Origin of the sequence: Bacillus sp. S3, assembly GCF_005154805.1 — a bacterium.
Taxonomy (GTDB): domain Bacteria; phylum Bacillota; class Bacilli; order Bacillales; family Cytobacillaceae; genus Neobacillus.
On record NZ_CP039727.1, the window covers coordinates 2,282,818 to 2,302,563 of the forward strand.

The 19,746-nt window shown below is 37.8% G+C and carries 22 protein-coding genes and 2 pseudogenes; all 24 read left to right on the forward strand.

Annotation, left to right across the window (positions count from 1 at the left end; translation table 11 throughout):
- Positions 1–162 precede the first annotated feature (162 nt).
- A pseudogene (locus FAY30_RS10920) lies at positions 163–279 on the forward strand (flagellin); the annotation flags it as partial.
- Between the two features lie 64 nt (positions 280–343).
- Positions 344–685, forward strand: a complete 342-nt coding sequence (locus FAY30_RS10925; protein WP_149869909.1) for a hypothetical protein — start codon at positions 344–346, stop codon at positions 683–685.
- A 129-nt stretch (positions 686–814) separates the two neighbouring features.
- Positions 815–1,233: pseudogene (locus tag FAY30_RS10930) on the forward strand (JAB domain-containing protein).
- A 494-nt stretch (positions 1,234–1,727) separates the two neighbouring features.
- Positions 1,728–4,658 carry an EAL domain-containing protein gene (locus tag FAY30_RS10935; protein WP_149869910.1) on the forward strand — a complete coding sequence of 977 codons (2,931 nt, stop codon included), beginning with the start codon at positions 1,728–1,730 and terminating at the stop codon, positions 4,656–4,658.
- 261 nt (positions 4,659–4,919) lie between these two features.
- Entirely contained in the window at positions 4,920–5,267 is a 348-nt protein-coding gene (flaG, locus tag FAY30_RS10940) for a flagellar protein FlaG (protein ID WP_149869911.1), read from the forward strand.
- Between the two features lie 21 nt (positions 5,268–5,288).
- Positions 5,289–5,864, forward strand: coding sequence for a DUF6470 family protein (locus FAY30_RS10945; protein ID WP_149869912.1), 576 nt, complete (start codon positions 5,289–5,291; stop codon positions 5,862–5,864).
- Positions 5,865–6,066: 202 nt separating this feature from the next.
- Complete coding sequence (gene flgM, locus FAY30_RS10950; RefSeq protein ID WP_149869913.1) at positions 6,067–6,351, forward strand: flagellar biosynthesis anti-sigma factor FlgM; 285 nt, start codon at positions 6,067–6,069, stop codon at positions 6,349–6,351.
- Positions 6,352–6,362: 11 nt separating this feature from the next.
- Positions 6,363–6,848 (forward strand): flagellar protein FlgN, encoded by a 486-nt coding sequence (locus tag FAY30_RS10955; RefSeq protein ID WP_149869914.1) that lies wholly within the window; start codon positions 6,363–6,365, stop codon positions 6,846–6,848.
- A 27-nt stretch (positions 6,849–6,875) separates the two neighbouring features.
- The gene (flgK, locus tag FAY30_RS10960) at positions 6,876–8,330 is read left to right on the forward strand and encodes a flagellar hook-associated protein FlgK (protein ID WP_149869915.1); all 1,455 of its coding nucleotides are present in this window, start codon (positions 6,876–6,878) and stop codon (positions 8,328–8,330) included.
- A gap of 10 nt (positions 8,331–8,340) precedes the next feature.
- Entirely contained in the window at positions 8,341–9,249 is a 909-nt protein-coding gene (flgL, locus tag FAY30_RS10965; RefSeq protein WP_149869916.1) for a flagellar hook-associated protein FlgL, read from the forward strand.
- 92 nt (positions 9,250–9,341) lie between these two features.
- On the forward strand, positions 9,342–9,968 hold the full coding sequence (locus FAY30_RS10970) for a flagellar brake protein (protein ID WP_149869917.1): 627 nt from the start codon (positions 9,342–9,344) through the stop codon (positions 9,966–9,968).
- Positions 9,969–10,233: 265 nt separating this feature from the next.
- A complete protein-coding gene (locus tag FAY30_RS10975) occupies positions 10,234–11,136 on the forward strand; it encodes a hypothetical protein (RefSeq protein ID WP_149869918.1) in 903 nt (300 codons plus the stop codon).
- 132 nt (positions 11,137–11,268) lie between these two features.
- Positions 11,269–11,643 carry a flagellar export chaperone FliS gene (gene fliS, locus FAY30_RS10980; RefSeq protein ID WP_149869919.1) on the forward strand — a complete coding sequence of 125 codons (375 nt, stop codon included), beginning with the start codon at positions 11,269–11,271 and terminating at the stop codon, positions 11,641–11,643.
- An 11-nt stretch (positions 11,644–11,654) separates the two neighbouring features.
- Positions 11,655–12,005 (forward strand): flagellar protein FliT, encoded by a 351-nt coding sequence (locus FAY30_RS10985; protein WP_190284871.1) that lies wholly within the window; start codon positions 11,655–11,657, stop codon positions 12,003–12,005.
- Between the two features lie 232 nt (positions 12,006–12,237).
- Positions 12,238–12,555, forward strand: a complete 318-nt coding sequence (locus FAY30_RS10990; RefSeq protein ID WP_149869921.1) for a hypothetical protein — start codon at positions 12,238–12,240, stop codon at positions 12,553–12,555.
- A 26-nt stretch (positions 12,556–12,581) separates the two neighbouring features.
- Entirely contained in the window at positions 12,582–13,262 is a 681-nt protein-coding gene (locus tag FAY30_RS10995; protein ID WP_223820940.1) for a glucosaminidase domain-containing protein, read from the forward strand.
- Between the two features lie 128 nt (positions 13,263–13,390).
- On the forward strand, positions 13,391–13,783 hold the full coding sequence (gene flgB, locus FAY30_RS11000) for a flagellar basal body rod protein FlgB (RefSeq protein WP_223820941.1): 393 nt from the start codon (positions 13,391–13,393) through the stop codon (positions 13,781–13,783).
- 5 nt (positions 13,784–13,788) lie between these two features.
- Positions 13,789–14,244 carry a flagellar basal body rod protein FlgC gene (gene flgC, locus FAY30_RS11005; RefSeq protein ID WP_149869923.1) on the forward strand — a complete coding sequence of 152 codons (456 nt, stop codon included), beginning with the start codon at positions 13,789–13,791 and terminating at the stop codon, positions 14,242–14,244.
- Between the two features lie 11 nt (positions 14,245–14,255).
- Positions 14,256–14,555 carry a flagellar hook-basal body complex protein FliE gene (fliE, locus tag FAY30_RS11010; RefSeq protein WP_149869924.1) on the forward strand — a complete coding sequence of 100 codons (300 nt, stop codon included), beginning with the start codon at positions 14,256–14,258 and terminating at the stop codon, positions 14,553–14,555.
- Positions 14,556–14,585: 30 nt separating this feature from the next.
- Positions 14,586–16,178 carry a flagellar basal-body MS-ring/collar protein FliF gene (fliF, locus tag FAY30_RS11015; RefSeq protein ID WP_149869925.1) on the forward strand — a complete coding sequence of 531 codons (1,593 nt, stop codon included), beginning with the start codon at positions 14,586–14,588 and terminating at the stop codon, positions 16,176–16,178.
- A gap of 6 nt (positions 16,179–16,184) precedes the next feature.
- On the forward strand, positions 16,185–17,195 hold the full coding sequence (gene fliG / locus FAY30_RS11020; protein WP_149869926.1) for a flagellar motor switch protein FliG: 1,011 nt from the start codon (positions 16,185–16,187) through the stop codon (positions 17,193–17,195).
- Complete coding sequence (locus FAY30_RS11025) at positions 17,179–17,997, forward strand: FliH/SctL family protein (RefSeq protein ID WP_190284872.1); 819 nt, start codon at positions 17,179–17,181, stop codon at positions 17,995–17,997. Before fliG ends, FAY30_RS11025 begins: the two co-directional genes overlap by 17 nt.
- Positions 17,981–19,303, forward strand: coding sequence for a flagellar protein export ATPase FliI (gene fliI / locus FAY30_RS11030; RefSeq protein WP_223820942.1), 1,323 nt, complete (start codon positions 17,981–17,983; stop codon positions 19,301–19,303). The genes FAY30_RS11025 and fliI overlap by 17 nt, the downstream gene beginning before the upstream one ends.
- Entirely contained in the window at positions 19,300–19,734 is a 435-nt protein-coding gene (gene fliJ, locus FAY30_RS11035; protein ID WP_149869929.1) for a flagellar export protein FliJ, read from the forward strand. Before fliI ends, fliJ begins: the two co-directional genes overlap by 4 nt.
- The last annotated feature ends 12 nt before the right edge of the window (positions 19,735–19,746 follow it).

Here is a 19,746-nt window from a genome sequence, read left to right on the forward strand (position 1 = left end):
AAGGTTCAACGACTAGGATAGACCATCTAAGGCGGAAGCTATGGTGATGAAATCCATAGGTGAAACAATGTCATCAGTATTGTGAATCCGAAGTGCCCGACCCCTACTAGATTGCTAGAGGGTGAAGATATAGTCTGGTCATTTATGAAAGTAAATGTTCGCACGATGGCGAAAGAAATGATGAACCAAACTAAGAACTCAATTTTATCTCAAGCTGCTCAAGCTATGTTAGCTCAAGCAAACCAGCAGCCTCAGGGAGTTCTACAACTTCTTCGTTAATTTTAGATTATTTGAAAGGGACCCTGGCTTTGCGGGGTCTCTTTTTGTAAAGGAGTGAATAGTTTTGGCGATGTTTAGTAATAATCAAAGGATAAATAATAATTTTCTTAGGGTTGTTCCAATTAGCATAAATCAAATTAATGTAATGACAATTAATGTGTATATAACATTTATTGATGATGTAAAAAGAATCAATGGGACAAATAAAACTGAGTTCCTTATCAGTATTCCAGAATGGCATTGGAGTTGTTTATCTCCAATAAGAAACTTAAGCAAGGTAGATTGGATGTTGAAACTTTCCAAACCATTTGATGAAAGTCTCAAAAATGAAATACCCTTTGTTGCAGAAGAATTAAGTAAATTAAATTTAAAAGAATTTTACAATCAAATAATGGACAAAGAATAGATAGTGATTCCACAGGAAAATCATGCATATATTATAATATTGAACATACATGTACATGATGTTCATCAAATTAGGGCTTCTCTCTTCGGAGGGAAGTCCCTTTTCTATTTTGGAGGAGGAATTGTAATCATGAAAAATCAATCTGCTAAACGTGTGAACATGCTTTATAAGAATCGTAGTGTTCGTAGTCCTGAGGATGGCTACCAATTGTTGAAGCAATTCCTGGGAGGCATGGATAGGGAATATTTTTTTCGTGTTTTGTTTGGACACAAAGAATCTACCAACAGCCATCAATATCTGTCACAATGGTAGCCTAAACACTAGCATAAATGATCCAAGGGAATGCATCGTGCTTGCCATTTTGAGTAACGCTACATCAATCTTGTCGGACATAACCATCCTAGCGGCAAAAGTGCTAAAAGTAGGGAAGATGTGGAGGTGACTAAAAGATTAGTAGAGGCAGGTAAGATTATTGGGATTGATGTCATTGACCATATTATGCAGGTGATGGGGAGTACGCTTCCCTCAAGGAAAAGAGTTACATTTGAAAGGAGCGGAGAAGATAATGTATTTATACCTGGTATATAGAAACAATGAAAAAGACGTTTAATATTAATGTCAAGAGAGATGATGTAGGATACGAAGCCTATGATTATAAGTAAATTGTGATTGAGATAAAGGATAAACATTACACAAATTATTTGAAAATAAGATTAAGTGCCAAATCGTACTTCGAAATTTGATAGATTTTGTTGAAGTATGTGGCATTGGGGTTAGCTACTCAAAACTATGAAAAGATGCATTTTTTGATGGAGAAACATTCCTTAAAGAGACTGCCCTATCTTTTGTTAGTCTGTCCGCCTCCCACCAAGAATAAGATTACACATTATTAAGGTCTTTAGGCATCAGAAAATTCCATTTTTCAATCTATATTCATAGACAAAATTCCCCATATTCCGTAAAATATAGTAGTGTTGTATTCGATTTGGAAGCTGAAATGTCGAATTTTGTGTGATTTTGATAATTAGAGGGAGCGACAGCAATGAAAAGACTTTTCAATAGACTAACTAAGGAAGATGACTCAACTGCATTAATTGCAAGTGAGGAGGAATTTCCCTCTATTATTAATGACTATCTTAAACCTGTAATCAAATTGGATGTCACTGGAAATGTCATTTCTTATAATCATGCCTTTAGGAAAAAATTTGGTTATACGAAACAAGAACTCAAAAAGCCATTTCTAAAAAAATGTTTTAAAGATCAAACCGATGAAGTATGGAAATATTTCGAAAAGGCCCAAAACGGGCATAAACAAGCATTTAATAGTATTGGAATATGCAAGAATAGGGAAACATTTGATATCCATGTTACATTAATGCCGATTGAAACTGAAAATGAATGGAATATCTATGTCATCATTAGAAATATTACGGATGTAATAGAGAGAGAAAGAGAGATTCTCCTGTTCGAAAATAACTTAAATACCGTTGAGGAGATAGGGAATATAGGAACTTTTCATTACGATATTTTCAACGATTGTACTCATTTTTCTAAACAATATCGAACCATTTTAGGAATAAGTGAAGTTGAAGAGTTGCCTAATACATATCAAGAGATTTTAAAGTATGTTCATCCTGACGATTATCCCATCCTGACACAAGCATTCCAGAATACCTTAAGGGACAAAGCAACTAAAACCTTTGAATGTAGGATTGTTAGCTGTGATCATGCAACCCGGCATGTTTTTGTTCAATTAGAAGTTTTTTTAGACGAAGATGGTCAACCTGCTCGGGTAATTGGATTCATTCAAGATATCACGGGGAGAAAAGATTTTGAACATAGATTGTACGAAAAAGAAAAACAGTTATCTCAAATTTATAACAACCCAGATGTAGGAATTTGGTCTGTGAATGTTAAAGCAGATCAATTACTCTTTTGTTCTCAAGGAATAGAACAGATTAGCGGGTATTCAATGAAAGAATTACAAAGGGAAACGATATGGTCATCTATCATTCACCCAGAGGATTTGTCTCGGTATTTTGCTGACCAACAGAAGTTGGCTAAAGGAAATATTCTGCGTCATCAATACCGTATTATCCATAAGAATGGTAAAACAATATGGGTTCAAGATTATACGATCCCCACACTTGATGAGCGCGGTACGTTAATTCAATTGGATGGTTTAATTTCGGATATTTCCGAGCAAAAAGTATTAAATGAAAAGGTTCAGCACCTTTCCTATCATGATTATTTAACGAATTTGCCAAATCGACGAATGTTCGATGAAAAATTACAGCAGCATACAGAGGCATATAGAAATAAAAATATGAAATTTGCTGTCATGATTTTTGACATTGATCGATTTAAGTTTATTAACGACACACTCGGACATTCCATTGGTGATGAAGTTTTAATAGAACTTTCTAAACGGCTCTTATCAATTATAACTTCCGATGATCTGCTAGCCAGAATTGGCGGAGACGAATTCGGTCTGTTAATCGCTAATATGAATTCGATTGATGACTTGGAGAAATTAGCCGAAAGCATTATTCAATGCTTAAAAGATCCTTTTGTTTTAAACGGGTATGAATTGTTTGTCACTGCAAGTATTGGGATTAGTATTTATCCTGACGATGGCGAGCATGGTCAGGAATTATTGAAAAATGCTGATATTGCCTTATTCAAAGCTGAAGAGCAAGGGAGAAATAACTATAAGATTATTTCCCCATCTAGTAGTATTGAGTCATACAAGTTATTTAGTCTAGGCAGGGATTTACTGAAAGCTTTGGAAAATAATGAGATGGTTGTGTATTATCAGCCTCGAGTGGACACAAGGTCAGGGAAAATGATGTGTGCCGAAGCGCTCATTCGGTGGGATCATCCTGAGTGGGGACTTGTTTCTCCGAATGAATTTCTGATGATTGCGGAAGAAAACAATTTAATGATTCAAATTGAAGACTGGGTTTTAACTGAAGTTTGTCAACAATTGAAGAAATGGAAAGATGCACTGATGTGGACGGTACCGATTTCCATCAATATTTCTGCTACCCATTTTATGAAACAAAAGTGGCTAGATCACGTTGAACAAACCATACGAAAAGCAGGAATTCACCCAACTGATATTGAGTTTGAAATTACGGAGAGTTCATTCTTAAATAATGAAGAAGTTGTAAAAAACACGATCAAAACCTTAAAGGAAATGGGAATTAAAATATCATTAGATGATTTTGGTAAAGGGTATTCATCATTATCCTATTTAGCCCAATTTCCATTTGACGTCATAAAAATTGATAAATCCTTTATCCAAAATATGAATGATAGTCAGCATGACTTGTTTATTGTCAAATCCATTATTTATTTAGCAAAAGGTTTGGAAATGGATGTGGTTGCGGAAGGGGTAGAAACGATTGAACAATATAGATTCCTAAAGAAAGAACACTGTCAGCAAATTCAAGGATATCTATTTAGCCGGCCGGTTTCTGTTCTAGCCTTCGAATCCCTTTTGCAGAAGAAAGTATTACAGCCAATGGATCCAAAGTTGAAAGTGAAACAAAGCAAACGGAAATATTATCGTGTTAATTTTCCTTACCCGCTTGCTGCTAAAATGAAGCTCATGTCGATTGCAGGTAAAACGGTGCATTTGGGAAAATCAAGTGTTTTAATTGAGGATATGAGCATTGGAGGTCTCCGTTTCCTTTCTACCTTGAAATTACCTATTAGAGAGGATATTATTCTTCAGTTTGAAATGGAAATTCTTGATAAAGATATTCAATTGATAGGTAATATTGTATGGAAAGAAGAAGAACATGATGATATAACCGAATACGGTATCAAATTTATCATTCAGGAAAAAGAACAATCCAGAATTGGTACCATTCTTAACAGTTTTGATGTGTTAATGAAAAACAGTACAAATTTGCCTTCATACAGGATGGTAAAGGAAGACAAGTTGCAGTATTTACAGTCAAAATAACACCGGGCAGTTTGATCTGTCCGGTGTTTTAACAGATAATAACCTATCTTAATACAGCTTAATCTGATACTCACAACTACTATCGCCGTTTACGTTACATTTTTCCTCTTTCACGGTTACTCTTCCATCATAAAAGCTAGTAAAACCTTGATATAAATCAAGTGTCGAAAAGTTATTTCCACAATTAAACATCGACACTAAACATTTCCTCACATTATCCGATAAACTTTAAAAAGTGCGTGTTTTTTGGGAGGGATGGACATGTTGGAGAAGTTGACAAATAATAATCCATCAGCAGATTTTCAAGTGAAACAGGTGGAGCTAGTACCGAAAGTAAAAGAAATTACAAAGGAAAAACAAGAGCAGCAGGAACAACAAGCCTTGTCTAAGGAAAGAACTGAAAAGGTCATTGAAAGTATGAATGACTTTTTAAAGGAATCCAATACCCATTTAGAATTCCAGTTTCATGAGGGATTACAAAAATATTATGTTGCCATTGTCGATGATACAACGAACGAAGTGATTAAAGAAATTCCACCTAAGAAACTACTGGATATGTATGCGGAAATGACCGATTATCTCGGGCTATTGGTTGATAAAAAAGCTTAATGAAGGTGGTGAATCCATGTCATGCAGCTCCCACAAATTCGATTACAACAAACCTTTGCACAAATTGGGCTGCGGATCACACAGCCTGTACAAGAAATCCATCAAGAACCAGCAAATTTATCCATCAAACAGCTTCCTGCAGAATTGTCGATTGAGAAAAAAGCTTCGCGCTTGGAAATTGATCAAATTGAAGCATGGAATCAACTCGGCTTTAAAAATCTTAATGTCTTAACGGAGGATATTGCGGAACAGGCTAGGCAAGATGGTTTAGAGGCCATTGCCACAATCGCAGAAGAAGGCGACCAAATGGCTGCTATCGAAAATAAATCTGACGCCTTTGCTGCGATAGCCTTACAGAGAAGCACACCTCCTCCAACAAATTTCAATATAACCTTTATCCCCAGTTACGGATCGGTTAAAATTCATTTTACACCTGCAGAGGTTTCAATTAACTGGAAACAGGGTGGTGCGGAAATAGATTCAACAGTAAACAAACCCACACACCAGTATACACCTGGGAAGACGGAAGTGTATCTGAGGCAGATGCAGCAACTCCAAATAGATTTTGTTGGCGGAAACATTAATAATAGAGTATAAGTTTAAACGGCGAGATCGAATGATTCCATCTCGTCGTTTTTTTGTTTTTCAAAATACAGTAGTAATCAAATACTTAATGAATTGTAATACTGTTTTTGATAAAATAAAAGAAATATTGTTCAGAAGAATATTTTCAATAACATAACTAAACTTTTGATGTAAATTTCCGATAAATAATAATAACGAACAGGAGGGAACTGTTATGAGAATTAATGATACGAATTATGGTTTATATTCCTATCAAAAACAACAGAATCGTTCAACTATAAATACAGAAACAACGAAAAAATTATCAACATCATCTTCTGACAATGTGGAAATATCAGCACGCGGACGGGAAATTTCACAGGCAATGATGTCGGAACAAGCAAAGCGTCAAGATCGGGTTCAAGAATTAAAGCAGCAGATTGCAGATGGCACTTATCATGTTGATAGCAGCAAAGTTGCCAATAGAATGCTTGATTTCTGGAAGGGCACAACAAAGTAGGAGACGAGAAAATGGAACCTTTCGCTAAATTAATTCAGACGTTGGAGTCGATGATTACTGTTCATACACAACTACTAGATTTGGTTAAAGAGAAACGTGATTTACTAATTGAAGGCGGTATGCAGGGCCTCACAGCTCTAATTCAACTTGAAAATAAATGTGCGGATGAAATTCAAAAACTTGATCAACAAAGAATGGAACAAGTTCATCTTTATATGACTCAAATGGGACATTACGGTCAATCAAACACACTCGAGGATGTAATCAAGCTACAAAATGATGTTGAAACCAAGTCCCAATTACATTTGATTGCAAGAAAGCTCCGGGCTTTAGTGGAGGAAGTCTCTCAGGTGAATGAAAACAATCAGCAGTTAATTCAAACATCGCTTTCCTATATTCACTATTCGATTGGAATGCTGATTCCGAAAGAGCCGGCAATTGGCTACGGCCCGAACGCCGTCAAAAGGACGACAAGCTTTTTAGATGCGAAAATTTAGCTATTTTGATATAAAGCAGGGGATAATATGACATCAACTTTTCATGGCATTGAACTTGGAAAGAGAGCGCTATTTGCTCAGCAAACGGCTCTTTCAACCACTGGCCATAACATCGCAAATGCGAATACAGTAGGATATACACGGCAGAGAGCCGATATGCAGGCGACAAATCCCGTTTCGATTGCCGGAACAAAGTCCTTTCAATTAGGAACCGGTGTGGATGTGAATAAAATTGAACGCCTTAGAGAGGATTATTTGGACCTGCAATTGCGCGGCGAAAACAAGAATCTTGGCTATTGGGAAGCGAAAAGCGATACGTTGTCCAAATTGGAAGAATTGCTCAATGAACCCTCAGATAATGGTCTTGCCCATGTAATGGATCAATTCTGGGCGGGATGGGAGGAGCTGGCGAAGAATCCGGATAGTGCGTCAGCTCGTGCTGTTGTAAGACAAAAAGGGGTAGCCGTCGCAGAAACGTTTAATTATCTGTCCGGCTCCCTAGATCAACTTCAGAATGACCTTAAACTTGTCATTAAGGCAAAACAGAGCTCCATTAACTCGCTTTCATCGCAAATTAGCAGTCTGAATGATCAAATTTCTCGGCTCGTGCCGAATAATTATCAACCGAATGATTTATACGATCAACGAGACGTACTGATTGATCAGCTTTCGAAGCTTGTGGATGTGAAAGTTTCCCAGGGTGATAATGGCATGGTCAACATTTCGGTGGCGGGTGAAATGGTTGTTTCCGGTAAAACCGCAAATAAATTAGAAGTCCAAATGTCAAAAAACGGTGATCAAGAGTATGTCTCTGGTGTGACCATTAATAATAAACCAGTTCAATTACAATCCGGAGAACTTTTAGGCAGAATTGAAGCGTTTGGAACGCAAGCGGGTGGTACAGTTCCTGACATGAAGAAAAAAATTGACTTATTAGCGCAGAACTTTGCTACTAAAATCAATGAAGTTCATAAAAGCGGGATGTACCTATCTAATAACAATGGAACGGTTGAATTAGTAACAGCAGCAAATGTTGACTTTTTTAAGGGGACCAGTGCGAAAGATTTAGAGGTTAATCCCGATATCATGAAATCATTAGACATGATTGCGGCTGCTAAACAAGAAGCTTCCGGAAGTTCCTCCACTGGAAATGGTCAAAATGCGCAAGCAATTGCCAATATCAAATTTGATGCCAGTCTAATTTTTAATGGAACGACCAGTACGGTGGATGACTATTATCGCAATATTATCGGTCAGTTAGGGATTGATTCACTTGAATCCCAGCGGATGCAAAGTAACTCAGAAGTGATTATCCAGCAGGTAGAAAATCGCCGCCAATCCGTCTCAGGTGTTTCGATTGATGAAGAAATGGCCAATATGATTAAATACCAGCAGGCCTATAACGCTGCGGCACGTATGGTCACCGCAATGGATCAATGCTTAGATAAAGTAATCAACGGCATGGGCCGGGTAGGATTGTAGGTGGATTATAGTGAGCAATCGAGTGACTCAAGGGATGCTGAACAATAATTTTCTGTTTAACTTAAGTAAGAGCAATAAAGCAATGGAAAAATATCAGGATCAGTTTTCCTCAGGAAAAAAAATTAATAAACCATCGGACGACCCTGTGACCGCTGTTCGCAGCATGTATTTTAGGTCATCCTTAAATGAAATTGATCAATTCAAACGGAATGCCAGTGATGGCCTCTCATGGATGGAGTCAGGGGATTCGGCTTTAAATGAAGTAACCTCTGTCCTGCACCGCGTTAGGGAGCTAACCGTACAGGGGCTAAATGGAACTAATGATGAAAATTCTCGTTCAGCGATCGCAGCAGAAATTAATCAGTTAAAAGAGCACCTCGGTGAAATTGCTAATACGCAAATAGGCGGGAAGTATATTTTTGCTGGTACGGATGTGAAAAATCCTCCCTATCGCCCGGATCCGAATGTACAGGGTTCGCCGAAGGAGTTTAGGAACGATAATGGGGAAAAAGTGCATCTTCAGGTAGGACATAATAATCTCGTCCAAATTAATGTCCTTGGTAAAGATATTTTTAATAATGACGGGCAAGGTGGAATTTTTCAAGTCCTAACCAATATCGTGGATAGTTTTAATTCTACCGGAGGGCAAGCCGGTGATCATTTAGTTAATTTAGATGCACAGTTCGATAATATCCTGAAAGAACGTTCTGAACTTGGCGCACGAATGAATCGGATGGAACTGAGCATATCACGGATTGATGGGTTAGAATTTTCAACAACCAAATTATTGTCGAATGAAGAGGATGCCGATTTATCCAAGGTCATTATTGATTTAAAAGCGCAAGAAAATGTTCAGCATGCTGCTTTGGCGGCTGGCGCAAGAATCATCCAGCCATCATTAGTTGATTTCTTACGTTAATCTTGGACAGAAAGGCTCGCCACTGGCGGGCTTTTTCTTAACATTTACATCGTTAGGCAGATAAGCTAAGCAGAAGGAGAGGGAGATGGGGTATGTATCCGAAAGTAAATCAGAATATTATAATAAACATTTTGAGTGAAGGCATCGTCTGCCGTTCAATCGTAGCGGATATTGGCGAGGATGAGATTCTGATTGGTCAGCCAATGAATGGGAAAATGTTCGGTCTGACAAGGGGCAGCAGAATTGCCATTTCCTACATGACGAGTGAAAATAAGTACAAATTTGAAGCGTTCATTATTGGAAGAAAGAAGGATAATATCCCTTTATATCGGATTACAAAACCGAAAAGAAACGAAATTGAAAAGATTCAACGCCGCGATAATTTTCGTGTCCCAACCAATTTACCTGTTAAAATAGACAAATTCGACGTACAAACCATTAATATTAGTGCTGGAGGAATGTTGCTATCCTGCATACATGAATTTCCATTTCATGAGGGGGAATTTCTATCTGGAACTTTATCAATTCCTAAGACAAATCCCATTTCCTTTAAAGCAGTAATCAAACGGATTAGCTTGTCAGAGGAACTTGAATTAAAACAGGTTGGCGTAAAGTTTACCGTTTTAGATAAAAAGGATGAGGCAAAAATTGTCCAATACTGTTTTGATAAGCAAAGACAAGCAAGATTAGCAGATAGAAATTCTAATTCTTTCAAATAAAAAAATTCCTTTTCTATTGAAGAGGAATTTTTTCGATGGGAAATCGAGCGTTTAAACGAACGGATTTTTAAAAAATAAAGAACTTCATGTTTGCAAATTCTTACAGTTTAAGTATAATTATTTTATAGATAAAAAATTATTTTGATACACCCAAAAAAATTTTATCCACATCGTAGTCTATATTGAACGTCCCCCACACATACTATTAAAACTATCAAATTAATTCATGATAAAGATATAAAACTAATATTTTGGAGGTGTAAGAATGAGTTTAAAGAATGCACTATTTGAAATGAAAGATGCGATAATAAACCAACAAATAGGTCAATCGGAAGAAGTATTCATTGATAGATTAGAAACTGAAAATAACTTAAAAACGGGATCGTTACTATGCTATTTCAATTATTTGATGATGATTAGTATGAAAAAGGCCGAAAGTATGAGTCAGTTAGTTGATGATGGCAAAAAAATCAATCGAAAATGGATTAAAACAGAAGTTGAGTTCATGTTTCATTATATTACGGAACGGCAGGATGAAGGCGGCCTCAATATTACCGAATTATTGGATGAGGTTGCCCAGCTATTAGACCGAGGATATCAGTCAGTGAATTATAAATATTATTCGATAGTAAAGTCAAAAAACAAAAAACATGTCACTGATCACAGCGCTATGCATTTTACGACCATTTCAGAGGCTAAACTTCCTGTGAAAGCCACTGAAGTCATCGAAGAGGTTACGCCAGTTCGACAGGTTATTCAAGAAAGCTCTTCCCACGGGAATGATTTAATAGATATATTATCCGGGTTAATTACAAACGTTGAGAAGCTTCCGGGAATCCAATTAAACGAACTATTAAGCAGTTTATTTCAACTTACAAATATGGCTTTGCAAAATCAAGATGCCGTTCAGCAATTAGAAACGGTAAAATCAGAAATCCATAATGAAAAAGAAATGTTAAAGGAACAATTACGCAAAAAGGAACAGCAATTATTACAGGAGAAAAAGCGTAATGATGAATTGCAATTTGAAGTAGCCAAATTGGCAAAAGAAATAATGGCCTTTAACATGCTCGGCGATGCCGCCAAAATCCAAAATCTCAAATCCTACAATCAAAGACTAAATTACATCATCGATGGGTTCGGAATCGTCCTTCAAGTTGGCAGTTAAGTCTTAAAGAAAAAAGTTATTCCTGGCGGAATAACTTTTTTTATAGAAATTTTATCTTTGATTTTCCTTAACTATTTTATGGATCAACCGATAATAGTAATAACAGCATTATTTTGAGGGGAGATTATTTTTATGACACTTAAAAATCCATATCAAACATATCAAAAACAAGCGATTTCAACTTCAAAACCGGAAGAATTGACATATATGTTATATCAAGGATTGGTAAAATTTATCCGACTATCTAAACAAGCTTTAAACAACAACAATCTGGAAGAAAGCCACAGCAATAATCTAAGAGCCCAAGACATCCTTAGTGAATTAATGATTACTTTGAAAAAGGACTATCCTGTATCCGATTCACTTTCCTCATTATATGATTACATGAAAACGCGGCTTATCGAAGCCAATTTAAAAAAGCAGGAAGACATACTTGTAGAGGTGGAAGGCTTTGCAGTAGAATTAACTGATACATGGCAGACTGCAATGAAAACAAAAAACAGTTAGGGTTTGGGATTATGATCAATGAATTAACGGAAACCATTTATGAATTGACCGTTGAAATGCATCGCGCTTTACTTGATAAGAATGATGAAAAGTTTGAAAAGTTCATGTATGAACGAAATGAAATCATGCTGCAAATAAATACGTTGAAGGCATCTGATGCTGAATTTCATTATTCTTCTGAGGCAACACAATGGTTGGAGGATTCGCTGCAGCTTGACAGGAAAATGGTCCCGCTCATTAAAATGAATATGGATCAAACTAAAAATTTAATCAGCCAAATGAAAGTGAACAAACAAGTTTCTAAAAAGTACCAGCCGTATTATAAACAAACCAATGGAGCATTTATAGATGCAAAAAATTAAACAGAAATTTGTGGCCTGCAAAATCAGATGCAGGACCACATGTTTCTTTTTTTTGTTTTATTACAAATTTTTCACATTTTTTTCAGTTCAGTTACAATTTTTCATATACAATAGGTAATTAAATAGGATAATATAATAATAGTAAAAAAAACCAAAGATTTTGTTTAAATTTGTCATATTTTGAAGTAAAAATCTAAACTTACCATCAAAGCGAGATAAAGGAAGGGAAAAAATGACCTGGCAGCAATCAATTCATGACAACCCGAAGCAAGGCAAGCTTTATCATTTTATGGAATATAAAAAGAAAAAACCCTTCTTTCAGAAACCAATAAAAATAATGATTGAGGATTCTATCAAAGAGCCCTATTACTTGTTAAAAAATGTCGTTTACAAAGAAAAGCAAATACTGGTATTAAAGAGGGAGAAAGAGCCTGATACAATTATCCTGGTTGAAGCGATCATTAAAGATGGACAACTTCATTACATATCAAAGCTTTCTGATAAAATGTTAAGAGATATTACTTCTATGATTGAGAGTACTATATCATAAATATAAAAGAGAAAGGATGTCTTCCATTGAAAATAGGTGATGATTGGTTTACGAAGACCATGCTAATGAATACAATTACAGGATCTCAAAAATTGCCATCACAATTGGGGACAGCTGGTTCTGACTTTAGCAATATATTTGCATCTGTTTTAACGAATTTAATGAATCAAACAGGTTCCCAATCAGCCATCCAACCTAATATGATGGCTGATTTGTTTGCTGTGAATACAGGAAACATAATTCAAAGTAACATGGTTTCGAATTTGGGGTCTTTGCAAACAAATCCCTTTGATTCTTTGCGGTTTCAAGCCATTACACCAGATAAAATCGATCGATTATTGGACGGAAAATTAAAGGGAATGGGAACGGTGTTTGTTCAGGCCGGACAACTTTACAACGTTGACCCGGCCTTACTTGCGGCCATTGCCATGCATGAAACAGGAAATGGAACATCTCGTGCTGCTCTAGTTAAAAATAATATTGCTGGTATGATGGGAAGAGATGGCCTGAAATCATACGCATCTGTCGAGGATAGTATTATGGACATGGCGCGAAATATAGGTAAAAACTACTTAGGCAAGGGTTTATCTAGTATTGCAGAAATTGGCGCTAAATATGCGCCCGTCGGTGCAGAAAACGACCCAACTGGTTTAAACAATCATTGGGTAAAAGGTGTTACGAAGTTTGTGGTCCAAATGAAGGATTAATAGATCTACCGCTAAGGAAAAAAGTTATAGATTTGTATCCCTTTTTTATAGTATATTTGTGAAAGAATGTAATTATTTTTGATAAACATCAAAAATAATCAAATTAATCGAAAAAGAGGGGATTTATTTTGGGGAATATAAACCTTCTTCAATCTGCATTAAATGCATCCAGCTTACGTCAGCAAGTTATATCAAATAATATTGCTAATGCTGAGACACCTGGATATAAATCAAAAAAAGTAATCTTTGAGGATATATTTAAAGAACATTTGTCCAATCAAACAAAATTTACTGGAAACCGAACAAATCCCCGTCATTTTCCAATTGGCAGGCCGGTCGAGGTACCAATTGCGAAAATTGTAGAAAATTCTGAAACTATCATGCAAAATAACGGCAATAATGTCGATATGGATGAAGAAATGACGAATATGGGGAAAAATGCATTACGGTATGACACATTAATCGAGCAGGTTAATAGTGAATTTCAGCAGCTATCGATTGCGATTAGAGGAAGGGGCTAAGGGAGATGTTTAATTCTTTAAATATTAGTGCTTCAGCCTTAACAGCACAGCGCTTGAGGATGGACGTTGTCTCTTCTAATATTGCGAATGCCTCATCCACAAGAGGAAAATTAGTTGACGGAAAATGGGAACCTTATCGCCGCAAAATGGTGGAAATGGCACCGAGAGAGAAGAATTTCAATCAGGTATTACAAGGTGAAATGCAAAAGCAATCGCAGGCTTCATCGATTTTTAAGGGTGTAAGGGTGACTGGAATAGTCAACGATCAAACACCTTTCAAACCGGTATACGATCCAGCACATCCTGATGCCAATGCAGAAGGGTATGTCATGATGCCGAATGTGGACTTATCAAAGGAAATGGTAGATTTACTTTCAGCATCAAGAGCCTATGAGGCAAATGTGACATCCTTTAATACGGGAAAGTCGATAATGTTAAAAGCACTGGAAATTGGCCGTTAGGAGGAGAATAAGTGGATATTTCCCAAATTGGTACTCATTCAATCAAAATGAATCAAAATGTGGTTCAAAAAGTAGAGCCTAATCAACCTAAGACATCATTTGCAAATGTAATAAAGGGCTACTTGGAAAATGTCGATTCTACCGTCAAGCAGGCCTCAGAGCTTTCTACCCAAGCGGCTGCGGGCAAAGTAGAAAATATACACGATGTCATGATTGCCTCTCAAAAGGCAAAGCTTGCTTTGGAATTAACGGTTAATGTTAGGGATAAGGCCGTAGAGGCTTATCAAGAAATGATGCGTATGCAAATTTAATGAATGATGGAAAGCTGGGCAGGGTGAGAAATGAATCGATCATGGACAGATCAACTCAAAAAAACAAAAGAGCACTTCAGCCAATATTGGGGGGGAAGAAGCTCGAAGCAAAAATGGTTTTTTATCGGGACATTTTTGTTTCTTGTAATTGCTTTATCAACCTTCATTTTCTTGGCGTCTCGTCCGCAATATGTACCATTGTATACGGGCCAGCTAACCCAGCGGGAAATTGGAGACATCAAAGCGGAACTCGACAAACAAGGCTTTACCAAATATAAAATATCTGACAGCGGCACGATGCTGCTTGTCCCGAAAAAAGACGCACCAGATTTAATTGTAAGTCTTGCTTCAAGTGGATATCCAAAAGACACGAAAATTAATTACGATATTTTTGGCGAAAATCTTCAATTTGGAGCAACGGATCGACAATACGACATCTTAGAACGTGAAGCGATGCAAAATCAAGTGGCTGGTGTCCTTAAAAATGTCGAGGGAATCAAAAATGCAGAAGTCATTTTGACATTACCGGAAAATTCAGTGTTTATTCGGCAAAATGATGATCAAAAAGCAAGTGCTTCTGTCATGGTTGAAGTAGAACCAGGTGTAAAACTGAATTCAGGGCAAATTCGAGCACTATATACATTAGTTTCGCGAAGCGTGCCGAACCTGCCGCCTGAAAATATTACCATTATGAATCAATACAGCGAGACTTTAGCACTGAAGGATGGCGACGATGATAATCTGTCATTAGATAAATTCGAAGAGCAGAGAAGAGTCCAGCAAAATATTGAACGGGATATTCAGCAAAATTTGCAAACTTTACTTGGATCAATCCTTGGAACCGATAAAGTTCTAGTCCATTCGTTTGTAAAAATAAATTTTGATAAAGTGAAAACGGAAGAAAAATTAGTAAAACCTGTGGATGGCAGTGATAAGGGAATCGTGATCAGCTCAGAAAAAAACTCAAAAACCTCAAGTAATACCGGAGGAAGTGCGGGCGGTGTTGTCGGTTCCGGTGATACGGATGTACCGGGGTATACCGGTACCGATTCTAGTGGTGAAAGTAATTATGAGGAATCACAAGACCGTGTAAATTTTGAAATTAATCGTATTAATAAGGAGATTATTTCAAGCCCATATCAAATCGAAGATATTACGATTAATGTAGGTGTTGAACCTGATTCACCAAAATCTAATTCTTTATCAAAAGCCACTCAAGATAATGTTCGAAATATTGTTTCGAATACGGTTCGGACAGCACTGGGGCATCCGGAGTTAAGTCAACAAGAAGTCGACCAGCGGATTACTATATTTCCGCATGCTTTTGTAAAGAACACAGAAAAGGAAGCGAATCCAGCAGTAAACTGGCTTATGATTTTGGGGGCCGCAGCAGGGGCTTTATTACTTGGCGGTTTAACCTGGTTCATTATTAGAAGAAGAAAACATAATCAAGAAGAACCGGTAGAAGAAGAAGCGATGTATTCACTTCCTCTTGAGGATGAAGCAAATTACTTTACGGAAGACGACATGGCGGTTGAGAAACAATTGAAAAAGTTACTAGATCAAAGGCCGGAAGATTTTTCAAAAGTAATCAAGACTTGGCTGCATGAAGAGGAGGCTTAGATTCCTATGGCGTCAGCATTAAAATTAAACGGAAAACAAAAGGCGGCAATTTTGCTCATTTCTATGGGAAGGGAAGCTTCCTCTAAAGTATTTAATCACTTGACAGAAGAAGAAATCGAACAGATTACTTTGGCGATCGCCAACATTAAAAAAGTGGATGGAAATGAAAAAGAGGAAGTATTACATGAATTTCATGAAATGTGCATTGCCAATGATTATTTAGCAACTGGAGGGATTACCTTCGCTCAGGATGTGCTGGAGTCAGCACTTGGCAGAGATAAAGCTCGTCAAATTCTTCAACGATTAACAGTGCAGCTGCAGGTAAAACCATTTGATTTTGCCCGAAGAGTTGATCCTATGCAAATTTTTCACTTCCTGCAAAATGAGCACCCGCAAACCATTGCACTTGTTTTAACGCATCTTGATCCGGAACAGGCATCTGTGATTCTAACGCAACTTTCGGAAGAACTTCAAGCAGATGTAGCGCGAAGAATTGCGTTATTCGAACAAACCTCTCCTGAAGTCATTAGAGAGGTGGAAAATTTCTTGGAGACAAAGCTGTCGGCTACGATACGGAAGGATTACAGTGTTGCTGGCGGACTTGAATCTATTGTCGGGATTCTTAATGGCGTTGATCGCGGGACGGAGAAGAATATTCTCGGAAATCTGGAAATTAAGGATCATAAATTGGCAGAGGAAATTAAAAATCGGATGTTCATATTTGAAGATATCATTAATTTAGATCGTCGCGCGATTCAGAGGGTTATCCAGGAAGTAGAGAATAATGATTTGCTTCTAGCCATGAAGGCATCTAGCGAAGAGGTTAAAAAAGTCATATTCGAAAACATGTCGCAGAGGATGGTCGAAACATTTGAAGAGGAAATGCAATATCTTGGACCTGTTCGTGTGAAGGATGTTGAGGAAGCCCAGGGTAGAATTGTATCCGTTATTCGCCGATTAGAGGACTCTGGTGAGATTGTTCTTGCTCGAGGTGGAAATGATGACATCTTATTCTAAAGTGTTTAAAGCCTCGAACCTTTCATTAATAGATGAGGTTAAAGTTATTACACTGCCTCGAGATTTTGGCGAGGATAGAAAGGAAGAATCCTCCGCACTCCAGGGAAAAGAAGAGATCAAGATCGAAGAATATCCTATGGTGAAAGAAGCAAATGAAAAAGCCCAATTGATTATGGAAGAGGCAAGGCAGAAGGCCCAGGCAATAGAGACAGCTGCTGATGAGAGGATCAATCAGTGGTGGGAAGAAAATCAAAAAAGACTTGAAGCGATGGCAGTTGAAACAAAAGAACAAGCGATTCAACAGGGTTACGATGAAGGAAAAAATGAAGCGATCACGGCAATTCAAGAGGAATACCAGGGGAAATTAGCGCAGGCGCAGGATTTACTAGAGCAGGCATATGCCCAAAAGGAAACGATTATTTCAGAAGCTGAACCGTTTTTATTGGAATTAAGTACCGTCATTGCGTCACAAATCATTAAGCAGGAATTAGAGGACTGTCCTGATAAATTTGTTGAATTGATTCAACAGCATATACTTCGCTTTAAGGAAAAAGAGCATATTACCATTTGTGTTCATCCAGATGATTTCCCTTTTATCCAATCACAGCGGGTTCAACTCATCGCAATGGTGAACGGTGAAACGGAAATAAAAATTATCCCTGACCATTCTGTTACTTCCAAAGGTTGTATCATCCGGACTGCTTACGGAAGTGTTGATGCCCGAATTGATACTCAAATGGAAGAAATTAAAAAGGTCATCCTTGAGGCAAAAAGGGGGCACCAGAGTGACACTATCAGCTGAAAACTATGTGAAGCTCATCCGCGGTATTGACCCTGTTAGGGTGAATGGGAAAATTACACAAATCATCGGACTAACAATAGAGTCACAAGGTCCTGATGTTCGAATTGGCGAGTTGTGTTCCATTTATCCGGCAAATTCACAAACTCCCATTCCTGCAGAGGTGGTCGGGATTAGAGAGAACAAAGTCCTGCTCATGCCATTAGGAGAAGTTCAAGCCATTGGTCCTGGCTGCGATGTAGTTGCAAGCGGCAAACCGATGATGGTAAAAGCCGGATATCAATTGCTTGGCCGGGTCCTAGACGGTTTAGGCCAACCAATGGATGGGAAGCCTTTGCCACTTGGGTTAGAAGAGGTGCCGACACATGCGAAGCCGCCAAATCCACTCATGAGACCGCGGATTCATTCTCCTTTGGGTGTCGGTGTACGTACAATAGATGGCTTGCTGACAATGGGAAAGGGACAAAGAATCGGTATTTTTGCCGGAAGTGGTGTAGGGAAAAGTACACTGCTTGGGATGATTTCCAGAAATACGTCAGCCGATGTTAATGTTATTGCCTTAATTGGAGAACGTGGCCGGGAAGTTCTCGATTTTTTAGAGCAAAACCTTGGTGAAGAGGGCTTAAAAAAGTCTGTTGTCATTGTGGCGACATCTGACCAGCCGGCGCTCATCCGCATTAAAGGAGCATTGACCGCCACTTCAATTGCTGAATACTTCCGCGATCAAGGCAAGAACGTTTTACTTGTCATGGATTCTGTTACTCGTTTCGCCATGGCTCAACGGGAAGTCGGCCTGGCAATTGGTGAACCGCCAACGACAAAAGGCTATACACCATCCGTTTTTGCTATGCTTCCGCAGCTGTTGGAACGGGCCGGAACCGGACCGAAGGGTTCAATCTCCGCAATTTACACCGTTCTCGTGGATGGAGACGATATGAATGAACCCATTGCAGATGCCGTTAGGGGTATTTTAGATGGTCATATTGTGTTAAGCCGGGCAATTGGCAGTAAGGGGATTTACCCGTCTATTGATGTGCTAAATAGTGCCAGCCGTGTCATGACTGAAATTACTTCCGATGAACATTTACATGCCGTTAGAATCTTTAAAAAATTACTGGCTGCTTACAATGAAGCTGAGGATTTAATTAATATTGGAGCCTATAAAAAAGGTTCAAATCGGGACATAGATTTGGCTATGCGGTTCAAGCCGGTTATGGATAATTTTTTGCGTCAGGGGATTTATGAATCGTCCGTACTAGAGGAAACGAGATCCTTCTTACTATCACAATTTGGAGCGTTGATGACATGACCTATAAATTTTCTTTTCAAAAAGTACTCGATTTTAAAGAAAAAGAAAAGGAATTTGCTGAGCAGGAATATGGAACTATCAAAATTAGACAGATTGAGCTTGAAGAAGAAATGGAAGACTTGGAACTGGAAAAGGAAAAAATGTTCCACCAGTACAATCATGTCGATCGAAAAACGGTATCGCAACTATTGCATGTTCAACATGAAATGGAACATGTCAATCGGAAGATGAAACAGCTGACAACACAATCCCAGCAGGTCCATCAACAATTAGAAACAAAACACCAAGTTTTGATCGAAAAAATGCAAGAAGTAAAAATGTGGAATCAATGGAAAACGAAATCAAAGGCTGCCTTTCAAAAGCAGCAGGATTTAAAAGAACAAGCTATTTTAGATGAAATGGCCGTTTTACGTTATTCTTACCGGGTATAAGGAGCGAAAACA